Below are 12987 nucleotides of genomic sequence, written 5' to 3' on the forward strand. Positions count from 1 at the left end.
AATGATTTCTTTATGTAAGAGGATAAAGAATGACTTGACTCGATGTTTTGTAGCTTTATTTCCCGAAAGCATTAAAACTATGTTTGTTCTTGGCAGGTCTTCTGACTTATTCCGTCTTTGAATGCCTTCCCATCCGGTGACGGACAGTGGCTTGCAGCGTATTCAAAGATTTGGAGAGGAACTTACAGCAGCGGGTCTGTTCAGGATTCGCACCTGATTCCCTTTTCATCACGCTCCCGTAGCGATTGGGGGTCGTGAAACCAAAAACTGGGGCAAAGGTAAGAAAAAAGTCTATCCGCACAAAAAGCGGATTAAAAAACAAATTCATTATTTTTGGCGTCGGATTCGTCAGACTCCGTGAAAGAATAACAGAATATGGAACGATTAATAATGAAGTGACTATGTTGGAAAAAGGATTGAAACATACCAGCCGGACTGTCGTACTGCCGGATAATTTCGCATTGGCGATGAGGTCGGGAGATCTGCCCGTATTGGCAACGCCGGCTTTGGTGGCATTGATGGAAAATGCGGCGATGTTGGCTGTTGCGGCTGAACTCCCAGAAGGGGCGACCACTGTCGGTGTTAAAATGGACATGACGCATGTTCGTCCTTCCGGTGGAGGTGAGGAAGTGTATGCGGAAGCAACACTGGTCGAGGTGGAAGGACGGAAGTTAACCTTCTCGCTGGTCGCCAGGGACTCGGTGGATGTGATCGGCGAAGGCACGCATATCCGTTATATAGTTGACAGAACGAAATTTTTGTCGAAACTGAAAGGTTAGCCATCACTCTGCTTGCTATGAAGAAAGGAATATGAAGTTACCTATTAGTAGGTATTCCCGGTCTGCTAAATAGTCATTTATGGTGATTTCATATTTCTTTTTCACCCTCTATCTTTGCCTCACTTTAAAATAGCAAACAAATGAGAATAGAAAAGATTACAGGACGTGAAATCCTCGACTCGAGAGGAAATCCTACTGTTGAGGTAGATGTATGGTTGGAATCAGGTGTAATGGGGCGTGCTTCCGTTCCGTCGGGTGCTTCGACCGGAGAACACGAGGCGCTGGAACTGCGCGATGGCGATAAGAATCGCTATGGAGGCAAAGGCGTGCAGAAAGCAGTTGAAAACGTCAATAAGGCGATTGCTCCGACCTTGGTGGGAATGTCGGCTTTGAACCAGCGGGCCATTGACCATGCAATGTTGAAACTCGATGGGACCAAAACCAAATCCAACTTAGGAGCCAATGCGATCCTGGGTGTTTCTCTTGCCGTGGCAAAGGCGGCAGCTAACTATCTGGATATCCCGTTGTATCGGTATATTGGGGGCACGAATACCTATGTAATGCCTGTACCGATGATGAATATCATCAATGGGGGTTCTCACAGCGATGCTCCGATCGCTTTCCAGGAATTTATGATTCGTCCGGTTGGCGCTTCTTCTTTCAAGGAAGGCCTACGGATGGGAGCGGAAGTGTTCCATGCGTTGAAAAAGGTATTGAAAGATCGTGGTTTGAGCACGGCTGTAGGCGATGAGGGCGGCTTCGCACCGAACCTGGAAGGAACGGAAGACGCGTTGAACTCGATCATCGCTGCTATCGAAGCCGCAGGTTATGTGCCCGGACAGGATGTGAAAATCGGTATGGATTGTGCTTCTTCTGAATTTTATGTAAACGGTGTTTACGACTATACCAAATTTGAAGGTGTGAAAGGCATTAAACGTACGGCAGACGAACAGATTGCATATCTGGAGAAGCTGATCGACGAATATCCGATCGATTCTATCGAAGACGGTATGAGTGAAAACGACTGGGAAGGCTGGAAGAAGTTGACAGAGCGGATCGGCAACCGCTGCCAGTTGGTGGGCGACGACCTGTTTGTTACAAATGTGGACTTCCTCTCCAAAGGAATTCAGGATGGTTGCGCAAACTCTATCCTGATCAAGGTGAACCAGATCGGTTCGCTGACGGAAACACTCGATGCGATTGAAATGGCGCATCGCCACGGCTATACGACCGTGACCTCCCACCGTTCCGGAGAAACGGAAGATGCTACGATTGCCGATATTGCCGTTGCCACCAACAGCGGACAGATCAAGACTGGTTCTTTGAGCCGTTCCGATCGTATGGCTAAGTATAACCAGTTACTTCGTATCGAAGAGGAACTGGGTGATCTGGCGGTTTATGGATATAAAAGAATAAAATAATCAGATATAATCATAATTGCTAATTTGCATAGACAACGAAACTAAAATCAGAAAAAGGCTTCTCGCGATGAGAGGCCTTTTTTATTGGTAAATTAAGCGGATTGATTGAATGTGTTCTGACAAAGACTGTAGCCGGCAACTTGATCCTGAAAATGACAATATGTAGGTAATATGGAGGCCTGTTTTTACCTGTAAATAGGGATTGGGTATTATCGTTGAATTTGCGAACTTTGTCATTTGAATGGTTGTTATATCGTATAGTTCACGATAAATGGATAGATTAAGGAAATATTTAAGGATTGCGCTCCCGTTACTTTTCATATCGTATCTGGGATGTCTGATAGCCTTTACCCACGTTCATATAGTGAATGGGGTGACGATCGTCCATTCCCATCCTTATCAGAAAAATGACGACGGGACTCCCAAGAAAGAGCATAACTACGCCGAGTTCCAGTTGTTACACCAACTTTCGACTATTCAAATCAGCGGTGCTGCTTTTGCACAAGTGCTGATTGCAGCGTTTATTGCAACGTTTTGTGTTGTATCCACTCGTCCGATCTACCCGGATCACCTTCGTCCCGTTCTGGGGAAGGTTTCGCTTCGTGCACCACCGTTTGTCTTTTTAAATAATTAATGACGGTATGTCGAAAATGTCTTGTCCCCGCGCTTCGCGGTGGGGTGTAAAAAACATGCCTTATCAATCGGATGTTTTTACGGCCGGCTTTTATGTGATCTCGCATCAAATGTGGGAACAAGGCAGTTCTGTATACCTATACACTTTCTATATTATTAATTTTTAAAAGACATTTCAATGAACAAAATTTATATACTTGTCCTATGCCTTTGCTGTGCCGTTTCGGCAATGATGGCAGATACCTATAACAACGAAAAAGAAGTGATGAACCCTACGGATGCCAATATTTTCGGGCATGTCGTGGATAAGGCGACTGGTGAACATTTGCCGGGAATAACGATTATCCTGAAAGGAACGACAATCGGCACGGCGACTGATGACTCTGGACATTATATGTTGAAAAATCTTCCCGAAGGAGAGTTCATGATCGAAGTCTCCTTTATCGGCTTCAAGACGGTTACGAAAAAAATAACGACCAGAAAAGGGAAGACGCAGGAACTGAATTTCGAGCTTGAAGAAGATTTGATCTCGCTCGAGGGTGTAGTCGTCTCTGCCAACCGCAACGAAACAAAACGCCGTTTGGCGCCTACCCTGGTGAAGGTACTCAGCCCGACCTTATTCGAAAAGACCAACTCCACGACATTGGCGCAGGGACTGGTTTTCCAACCGGGCGTCCGGGTCGAGAACGATTGCCAGAACTGCGGCTACTCGCAAGTCCGCATCAATGGTATGGAGGGGAAATATACACAGATATTGATCGATTCTCGTCCTATCTTTTCCGCACTGGCTGGTGTGTACGGACTGGAACAAATCCCGGCCAATATGATCGAGCGGGTCGAAGTGATACGGGGAGGAGGTTCTGCTTTGTTCGGTTCGTCGGCTATCGCCGGAACAATCAATATCATAACGAAAGAGCCCATCCGCAATTCCGGTTCCTTCGGACATACGATCTCCAACCTGGACGGCTCCGGTGCGTATGATAACAATACGACTCTTAATCTCTCGTGGGTATCTTCGGACAATAAAATGGGTGCTTACATATATGGGCAAAACCGTTATCGTTCGGCTTGGGATTCGAATGGAGACGGCTTTTCCGAGCTTCCAAAGCTGAAAAACCAGACGATCGGTTTCAACGGCTTTTATAAGACCGGCGCCTACTCCAAATTGAATATCGAATACCACCATATGGAAGAGTTTCGCCGGGGTGGCAGTGGGATGAAACTGCCGCCGCATATCGCCGAAGCCCCCGAACTCAACGGGATGGGTGAGGCCGGGCTTGTCGAACAGTTGCAACATTCGATCAATACGGGAAGCCTGAAGTTTAATGTCTTTACTCCGAACCAGAAACATAACCTCAGCCTCTACGCCTCCGGACAGCATATCCACCGCGACAGCTATTACAGCGCGTATGGCCGGACGACAGATTTCACAGGCGTGATGGGAGCGCAGTATCTCTATAGTTTTGACAAATGCCTCTTCATGCCTGCCGATCTGACGGGGGGTATCGAGTTTAGCCACGATGATCTGGACGATCGTGCCACCGATAGATTGAAATACCGGGATGCTGCACTAAAGGAAGATCCGACGGCTACCGGACAGCATTTGCAGGAACTGATCGAAAAATATACGCCGGCATCCTTGCACCAGATCATAAACGTGTGGAGCGCCTATGCACAGAACGAGTGGAAAAATGATAAATGGAGCTTCCTGATCGGTGGGCGTATCGATAAGAACAGCATCATGGGTAAGGCTATTTTCAGTCCTCGTGCCAATGTGCGCTATAACCCGACAGCCGACATCAATCTCCGGTTGAGCTATGCCGAAGGGTTCCGTGCCCCGCAGGCCTTTGACGAAGATTTGCATATCAGTAATGTCGGAGGCGCGCGCGTCTCGATCGTGCGGGACCCGAACCTGAAGGAAGAGCGTTCGCGGAGTGTGAATGGGTCTGTCGACTGGTATCATTATTTTGGAGACTTCCAGGTGAATATGTTGTTGGAAGGATTCTACACGAAACTGAGTGATCCGTTTGTCTTGTCGGCTCCTGTAGAATCGGAAAACGGTTCGCTGGTGCAGACTCGCAGCAACGGTTCGGGGGCTAAGGTGTACGGCTCTACACTGGAGGGAAAGATTGCCTGGCGGAATAAAGTACAGATACAGGCTGGTATAACGGTACAACGGAGTGTATATGACGAACCGGAGGAATGGAGCGCGGATAAAGAACATCTGACGGATACGGAGCGGCACAGCGATAAGATTTTGCGTACCCCGAACCTGTATGGTTATTTCACAGCATCCTATACACCGGTAAAATCGTTTACGATAGCGTTTAACGGTAATTATACCGGGCGGATGTATGTCCCTCATCTGATGTCCGAAGTGAACGGGACAGCGGATGTTCTGGTGAAGAGTCCGGATTTCTTTGAACTGGGAGCCAAGTTGAGCTATGATTTCAAGTTAACGGCAGCCATGACCTTGCAACTTAACTTAGGCATCCAGAACCTGTTCGATTCTTATCAAAACGATTTCGACAAAGGAGCAACTCGCGACTCCGGCTATATTTATGGCCCGGGAACTCCCCGCACCTACTACGCGGGAGCCAAGTTCAGTTTTTGACGGGATGAATGGTAGATGACAATTGTTTTGTATGACCATGTCATCCCGTAGGGGCAGGGCTCTGCTCTGCCCATTGAATCCGGACATTTTCATTGGGCGGAGTAGAACCCCGCCCCTACGGGGCACCATTGTTTTATTCCACCCCGTCTTTTTTCAAACTTTCGATCCAGGCGTCTATACGTACCGGAGTCTGGTCGTCTTCGTTCATTTCATCCAGGGCGAGACCGACGAATTTGCCATCGACGACAGCGGTCGAATCGTCGTAGGTGTAGCTGGAAGTATCCATGCTGCCGACGAATTTGCAGCCCGTGGCTTTCAGGTCGTTGTAGATTGTCCCGATTGCGTCGCAGAAAGTATCACTGAAAGAAGAAGAATCGCCGCAGCCGAACAGCCCGACCAGCTTCCCGGATAAATCCAGTTTCTTGATTTTTGGGAGGAAATCATACCAGTCGTCCTGAAGATCGCCCGCTCCCCAGGTGGAACTGCCCAGCAGCAACACTTCATAAGAAGCGAAATCGGCAGGTGATGCCTGGCCGACATTGTGAATATCCGCTGATTTGACGCCCAATTTTTCCGCAATCTGTTTCGCAACACTTTCGGTTGTCCCGTTCGACGAACCGTAAAAGATTCCTATAGTCTTCATTATTAATTTGTTTTTAATTGATAACGAGGACAAATATCCATCATTCCGCCTCGCCGTACAATACCTATAAAAATGTATTTTATAGGCTACCCGTACCTGTTTGAGGGGATTTCTGGCTTTTTCCCTATCTTTGCCGCCAATTAAGCAGTATCTGGAAAATCATGAAGTTTTCCGCCATGAATGCATGCTTCGCCTAAAGAATTAAATCTCTTATTAATATAATAACTAAGCAAAAAAATGAAACGTATAGTTTTTTTGGATTATGTACGCGTGTTCGCATGCTTCCTTGTCATGGTCGTCCACGCCAGTGAAAATTTTTACGGAGCCCCCGGTTCGACGGACATGGTGGGACCACAAGCCTTTCTGGCAAATGAGGCAGACCGGCTATGGGTGTCTATGTACGACGGGTTTTCGCGTATGGCTGTACCGTTGTTTATAATAGTCTCCGCTTTTCTTCTTGCACCGATGAAGGAAGGGCTGACCATGTGGCAATTCTACCGTCGGCGTAGCATCCGCATCCTGCCGCCGTTTTTCATATTCATGATACTCTACAGTACCTTGCCGATGTTGTGGGGGCAGATTGATGGAGCGACCTCGATTAAAGACCTGTCGCGGATATTTCTGAACTTCCCGACGCTGGCCGGGCACTTATGGTTCATGTTTCCTTTAATCAGCATTTATCTGTTCATCCCTATTGTCTCGCCCTGGTTGAGCAAGGCAACGGCCAAAGAAGAACGTTTCTTTATCGGACTGTTCCTACTGTCGACCTGTATGCCTTACCTGAACCGTTGGTTCGGGGAAGTGTGGGGACAGTGCTTTTGGAACGAATATCATATGTTGTGGTATTTTTCCGGTTACTTAGGCTATCTCGTGCTTGCACATTATATACATGTCCATCTGACCTGGAATCGCTCCAAACGTTTCATTGTCGGAACCGCTTTGATGCTTGTTGGTGCGGCTTTGACCATCTATTCGTTCTATGTTCAGGCCATACCCGGAGAGATTCTTCCCACGCCCGTACTGGAAATAGGGTGGGCTTTCTGTACCATCAATTGTGTGCTTCTCACGGCAGGTACGTTCTTGATGTTCAGTTGTATTGAACTTTCCGAAACTCCACGCTTCGTGCTGGAACTCTCTAAACTCAGCTATGGGATGTATCTGATGCATATCTTTTGGCTCGGCCTGTGGGTGACAGTGTTTAAGTCCGCCTTACCGTTGCCGACTGTTGCTGCCATCCCTGTTATTGCGACATGCACGTTTATTTGCTGCTTCGTGACAACCAAGGTTATTTCGCTCATACCGGGCGGCAAATGGATCGTCGGGTAGGATATATTCGTTTGTTATTTCCGATTTTCACTTTGTAAGGGATAAAAAAATCGTTATCCCTTCATTTATTCTAAAATCAGCGACAGCAATTATGTAATCAGTGACAGTGATTATATAATTGCTGTCGCTGATTTTGTAATCACTGTCACTGATTACAGAATATTTCGTGTGTCCGTTCCGAATTTTTGCAGTCGAAATAGAGTTTATAAGAAAAAAAGTTTACATTTGCCACCGAATCGGTTCTGTATTTCCCGTTCGGGAATATGGATTAAAAGGGAATCGGGTGTAAATCCCGGACAGTCCCGCTGCTGTGAAGCTCCGTTTTAACATCCTGGAACTACTTTCGCCACTGGCTTGTTATAATAAGTCGGGAAGGCTTCAGGATGGGAGTCAGTCAGAAGACCTGCCGTTCATTATAAGGTTCATATCCTCGTGGGTTAGGCTATGGATGCGAAACATAAATACAATAAATATGATAAGAAAAGTTCTGATTGCAAATCGGGGCGAGATAGCTGTGAGGGTTATGCGCTCCTGTCGCGAAATGGGGATACGGTCGGTGGCTGTTTTTTCGGAAGCAGACCGGACGGCACGTCACGTCCTTTATGCCGACGAAACGGCCCTGATAGGACCGGCAGCATCAAAAGATAGTTACCTGGATATCGAAAAGATCATCTGGGTAGCCAAACAGCACAAGGTGGATGCAATCCATCCCGGATATGGTTTCTTGTCCGAGAATGCGGATTTTGCCCGTCGGTGTAAAGAAGAAGGAATCATCTTTATCGGCCCGTCAGCTGAAACGATGGAGGCGATGGGAGATAAAATATCCGCCCGCAAGCGGATGATAGCTGCTGGTGTACCGGTCGTCCCTGGCACGCAGCAGCCTTTGCAGGATGTCGGAGAAGCACGCCGGATCTGCCGAGAGATTGGCTTTCCGGTCATGCTGAAAGCCTCGATGGGAGGCGGTGGAAAAGGGATGCGCCTGATTCATTGCGAAGAAGAAGTGGAAGAAGCTTACAATGCCGCTCGCTCAGAGTCGCTCTCTTCTTTTGGCGACGATACGGTTTATCTGGAGAAGTTTGTGGAGGGACCACATCATATCGAATTCCAGATTTTAGGCGACAATCACGGGAATGTGATCCATCTCTGCGAACGCGAATGTTCTGTGCAACGCCGTAACCAGAAGATTGTCGAGGAAAGTCCGTCGCCGTTCATCACGCCAGATCTACGGCAGGAGATGGGCGAGAAGGCGGTAGCGGCTGCCAAGGCTGTCGACTATTCCGGTGCCGGGACAATCGAATTCCTGGTCGATAAACACCGTAATTTTTATTTCCTCGAAATGAATACCCGTTTGCAGGTGGAGCATCCGATCACTGAGGAAGTGCTGGGGCTCGACTTGGTAAAGGAGCAGCTCCGTATTGCCGACAATGAACCGTTGCACATTCGGCAGGAAGATATCTCTCAGCGCGGACATGCCATCGAATGCCGGATTTGTGCCGAAGATACCGCCAACAATTTCATGCCGTCACCCGGCGTCATCCGCCAGCTGACCGAACCGAACGGGATCGGGGTGCGGATCGATAGTTATGTCTATGAAGGCTATGAGATTCCGGTCTATTACGATCCGATGATCGGCAAACTGATCGTTTGGGCTACCAGCCGCGAGTATGCGATCGAACGAATGAGGCGTGTCTTACACGAATACAAGATTACCGGGCTGAAAACGAATATTAGCTATCTCAGGCGGATCATGGATATACCTGATTTTGTGCATGGAACCTATGATACGTCGTTTATAGGAAAACATGGCGAGGAACTGCAACATCCGGTCAACCCCGGAGACGAACATGAATCGGAAAATATCGCCATGATCGCCGCTTATATGGATTACCTGATGAATCTGGAGGAAAACGTATCGGGCTCTTCGGCGGATAACCGCCCGATCAGCCGTTGGCGAGAGTTTGGGTTACAGAAAGGTGTGTTAAGGATTTGAAAAATTGTTTATAATGGAGATACATATTGGAAATCGGGTGGCAGATGTGTCGCTACTTGGAAAGGAAGGGAACAAGGTTCGGCTCGACATAGACGGGCAATCCTATGAGGCGGATATCGTAATGGCCGAGAACGGCGCTTGTTCGATCTTGCACAACGGTCATTCTTATAATGCTGAGCTGATCCGTTCGGAGGGGGGAAAGAATTATCAGGTCAATACGCTTTTCTCCTCTTATTCGGTCGACATAATTGATTCGCAGACCAAATATCTGCGTATGCGCAAAAGTAGCGAAGAGAAGCAGGGCGACAAGGTTGTATCGCCGATGCCTGGAAAGGTCATGAAGATTCCGGTGAGCGAAGGGGATCTCTTGTCTGCCGGGGATATTGTGGCGGTACTCGAAGCCATGAAGATGCAGAGCAATTATAAGGTCAGCTCGGATTGCCGGGTTCGTGAAATCCTGGTGAAGGAGGGAGATACGGTGAACGCGAATCAGGTGTTGATGACATTGGAAGTAATTAATCAGGAAGAAAATGCAGAAAGAAAAGATATATAAGAAGTTTGAAGAACTGGACAAGGCGGCTGCTCTGGGTGGCGGCGCAGTCCGTATCGATAAGCAGCATGAGACGGGGCGTATGACAGCTCGAGAACGTATCGACATGCTGCTGGATAAAGGTACGTTTGTGGAATTGGATAAGTTCGTGACGCATCGGTGCACGAACTTTGGTATGGAGAAAAACAAGATTCCGGGGGACGGCATCGTTTCCGGATATGGTAAGATAGAAGGCCGTCAGGTCTTTGTCTATGCCTATGATTTTACAGCCTACGGAGGAACGCTGAGTTCGACTAATGCCGCCAAGATTGTGAAGGTCCAGACACTGGCTCTAAAGAACGGTGCACCGGTGATTGCCCTGAACGATTCGGGAGGTGCGCGCATCCAGGAAGGGGTCGGCAGTCTGGCTGGTTATGCATCGATCTTCTATCAAAATACGATGGCTTCCGGGGTGGTACCCCAGATTTCGGCTATCCTCGGTCCTTGTGCCGGCGGAGCTTGCTACTCGCCGGCATTGACCGATTTCATCTTTATGGTGAAAGAGAAGAGCCATATGTTCATAACCGGACCGGATGTCGTGAAAGCTGTTACGCACGAGACGGTGGAGAAAGAGGAATTGGGTGGTGCCTATGTGCATAGCAGCAAGAGCGGTGTGACGCATTTCATGTGCGATACGGAGGAGGAGACGCTGATGAGCATCCGCGAGCTGCTGAGTTTCTTGCCATCGAACAATATGGAGGATACGCCGTCTGTAGCGTGTTCCGACGATGTCCGCCGTGAAGTGGAAGCGTTGCAGGAGGTGATTCCCGATGATCCGAACGTCCCCTATGACATGAAGGACGTGATCGAACCGGTGGTCGACAACCATTATTTCTTCGAGGTGATGCCTCATTTCGCCAAGAATGTGGTGGTCGGCTTTGCCCGTCTGGGAGGCCAGTCGGTCGGGATAGTGGCGAATCAGCCGGCTTTCCTGGCAGGTGTGTTGGATATCGATGCATCGGACAAGGCAGCCCGTTTCATCCGTTTTTGTGATTGCTTCAATATCCCGCTCGTGACATTCGAGGATGTACCCGGCTTTTTACCCGGTTGCCAGCAGGAGCATGACGGAATTATCCGTCATGGAGCGAAGATCGTTTACGCTTATGCCGAGGCGACGGTTCCCAAGATTACGTTGATTACGCGCAAGGCATATGGCGGTGCTTATATCGTGATGTCGAGCAAGCCGACCGGTGCCGATATTAACTTGGCTTACCCGATGGCGGAAATCGCTGTGATGGGAGCCGAGGGAGCTGTCAATATCCTGTACCGGAAAGCGGACGGAGAGGAAAAGGCGCAAGCTATAGAGGCATACAACGAACAGTTCTCGAATCCTTACCGGGCAGCCGAACTAGGATTTATCGACGAGATCATCATGCCTCGTCAGACACGTTACAAATTGATACAGGCACTTGAAATGGCGAAAAATAAAAGCCAGAGCAATCCGCCCAAGAAGCATGGCAATATGCCTTTGTAAATCAAGGATGTCGATTTGAATAGTATAAATAACTAACATGGTGAACAAAAGGATCATTCGACAGAATCAATGGAATTGATTAGCGGAAGGCTTGCTTGGGAAGGTAGGCCTTCTTACTTTTGTACCCGCATTTAATAGAGAAAAGACAAAAAGAATGGAAAAAGAGATTTTGACTGACCGGGAGGTTTTGTTATTACGGAGAAAACTGGACTTATTGCTCCGTACGGGAAAATTGCTGATGGAGAGTGCGGCGGATACGAACCGCATCGAACGGAACATGAAGCGTGTGGCAGCTTTCATGGGGATTCCGGAAGAAAAGCTTCATCTGGATATCAGATGGACGATGATCATGGTGAATGTGAGTGATGAGACGCATTCCTTTTCCAAGTTTCAGAAGTGTGAGAAGCATGGCATCAATATGACGACCATTACGGAGGTCAGCCGTTTGTCGTGGAAGGCTATCGAACAGGACTATTCGTTGGACCGGTATGAGGAAGAGCTTGAGCGGATTGCGCGTAAACCTCGTAACTATATGCCTTATCTGGTGGCGATCGGTGCCGGGTTTGCCTGTGGTGGTTTCTGTAAGTTGTTCGGCTGTGACTGGATTGCATTTTTGTTTGCTTCTATTTGTGCATTTGTCGGATTCCGTGTCAGGGCGCGTTGTATTGAGTTCGGGATTAACGTGTATATGAGTATTGCGATTGCGGCGTTTGTAGCGACCTGTCTGGCGTACGCTTCTTCTTTTTCGGGGCTGTCGTCCACACCTTATCAGCCGTTGCTGGCTTGTGCCTTGTTTATCGTGCCAGGTGTGCCGTTGATCAATTTTGTGGATGACATGATCGATAATCACCTGCTTGTCGGGATTACGCGGGCAGCCAATACAATGATGATGGTCGGGGCAATGACGTTCGGGATAGCTTTTGCCATGCGGGTGCTGGTGATGAATGATATAGAGATCGACCATAAGTTCAGCGAGTTGAGCATGGTGCCGCATGATCCTTATTATATTTATGCCATCGCGGCGGCTATCGCGGCTATGGGGTTTTCGATGATCTTCAATATCCAGCGACGTCTGCTGTGGGTCGTGGCTTTAGGGGGGATCATTGCGGTGTGTACTCGTAATTTTGTGAACTTCGAGTTGGGATATGGTCCGGTGATCGGCTCGTTTATGGGGAGTTTTGTCGTGAGTCTGATTGCGGTAAAGGCGGTCCATTGGTTCGATGTTCCGAACCATGTGCTGACGATCCCGTCTGTCATCCCGATGATTCCGGGGGTACTGATGTATCGTTCGTTGTTCGCCTTTATCAACCTGCATGGGGTGATTGGCGAGGTGACCAATGCTTTTGCCAACGGGATCAATTCGGCTTTGATTATCCTGTGTATTTCTTTAGGTGTTGCCGTTCCGAATATCTTTGCCCGACGTTACATAGCTAAAGATCGTCAGCGTTATCTTGAAGAAGAACTTGAAAAACGCCGGCAGCGTGGCAAGTTCATTGAATGGTGAAGAATTTTATGAAT

Annotated in this window: 10 protein-coding genes and 2 riboswitches; of the genes, 9 read left to right on the plus strand and 1 reads right to left on the minus strand. The window is 48.2% G+C overall.

The genetic code is table 11. The annotated features are described in order from the left end of the window. Positions 1–74: 74 nt before the first annotated feature. Positions 75–280, minus strand: a riboswitch (cobalamin riboswitch). Positions 281–401: 121 nt separating this feature from the next. The 4 genes from NQ564_RS17280 to NQ564_RS17295 all read left to right on the plus strand — a co-directional run bounded on the left by NQ564_RS17280 (position 402) and on the right by NQ564_RS17295 (position 5447). Continuing rightward, positions 402–779, plus strand: coding sequence for a thioesterase family protein (locus NQ564_RS17280; RefSeq protein ID WP_021862165.1), 378 nt, complete (start codon positions 402–404; stop codon positions 777–779). 140 nt (positions 780–919) lie between these two features. Next, complete coding sequence (eno, locus tag NQ564_RS17285; protein WP_008153148.1) at positions 920–2200, plus strand: phosphopyruvate hydratase; 1281 nt, start codon at positions 920–922, stop codon at positions 2198–2200. A 271-nt stretch (positions 2201–2471) separates the two neighbouring features. Next, positions 2472–2834 (plus strand): hypothetical protein, encoded by a 363-nt coding sequence (locus NQ564_RS17290; protein ID WP_008153145.1) that lies wholly within the window; start codon positions 2472–2474, stop codon positions 2832–2834. Positions 2835–3011: 177 nt separating this feature from the next. Continuing rightward, on the plus strand, positions 3012–5447 hold the full coding sequence (locus NQ564_RS17295; protein WP_039848375.1) for a TonB-dependent receptor: 2436 nt from the start codon (positions 3012–3014) through the stop codon (positions 5445–5447). 133 nt (positions 5448–5580) lie between these two features. On the opposite strand, the gene NQ564_RS17300 is transcribed toward NQ564_RS17295, so the two are convergent. Next, complete coding sequence (locus tag NQ564_RS17300; protein WP_008153142.1) at positions 5581–6090, minus strand: flavodoxin; 510 nt, start codon at positions 6088–6090, stop codon at positions 5581–5583. A gap of 237 nt (positions 6091–6327) precedes the next feature. On the opposite strand from NQ564_RS17300, the gene NQ564_RS17305 reads away from it, so the two are divergent. The 5 genes from NQ564_RS17305 to NQ564_RS17325 all read left to right on the plus strand — a co-directional run bounded on the left by NQ564_RS17305 (position 6328) and on the right by NQ564_RS17325 (position 12973). After that, positions 6328–7416: an acyltransferase gene (locus NQ564_RS17305; protein WP_008153140.1), complete on the plus strand. Its 1089-nt coding sequence runs from the start codon at positions 6328–6330 to the stop codon at positions 7414–7416. A gap of 220 nt (positions 7417–7636) precedes the next feature. Continuing rightward, positions 7637–7841: riboswitch (cobalamin riboswitch) on the plus strand. Between the two features lie 47 nt (positions 7842–7888). Further along, positions 7889–9406 carry an acetyl-CoA carboxylase biotin carboxylase subunit gene (gene accC, locus NQ564_RS17310; RefSeq protein ID WP_039848460.1) on the plus strand — a complete coding sequence of 506 codons (1518 nt, stop codon included), beginning with the start codon at positions 7889–7891 and terminating at the stop codon, positions 9404–9406. Between the two features lie 13 nt (positions 9407–9419). After that, positions 9420–9959: a biotin/lipoyl-containing protein gene (locus NQ564_RS17315; RefSeq protein WP_008153136.1), complete on the plus strand. Its 540-nt coding sequence runs from the start codon at positions 9420–9422 to the stop codon at positions 9957–9959. Continuing rightward, entirely contained in the window at positions 9937–11469 is a 1533-nt protein-coding gene (locus NQ564_RS17320) for an acyl-CoA carboxylase subunit beta (protein WP_008153135.1), read from the plus strand. The genes NQ564_RS17315 and NQ564_RS17320 overlap by 23 nt, the downstream gene beginning before the upstream one ends. A gap of 154 nt (positions 11470–11623) precedes the next feature. After that, positions 11624–12973: a threonine/serine exporter family protein gene (locus tag NQ564_RS17325; protein WP_008154010.1), complete on the plus strand. Its 1350-nt coding sequence runs from the start codon at positions 11624–11626 to the stop codon at positions 12971–12973. The last annotated feature ends 14 nt before the right edge of the window (positions 12974–12987 follow it).

The sequence above is a fragment of the Parabacteroides johnsonii DSM 18315 genome, assembly GCF_025151045.1.
Lineage (GTDB): Bacteria > Bacteroidota > Bacteroidia > Bacteroidales > Tannerellaceae > Parabacteroides > Parabacteroides johnsonii.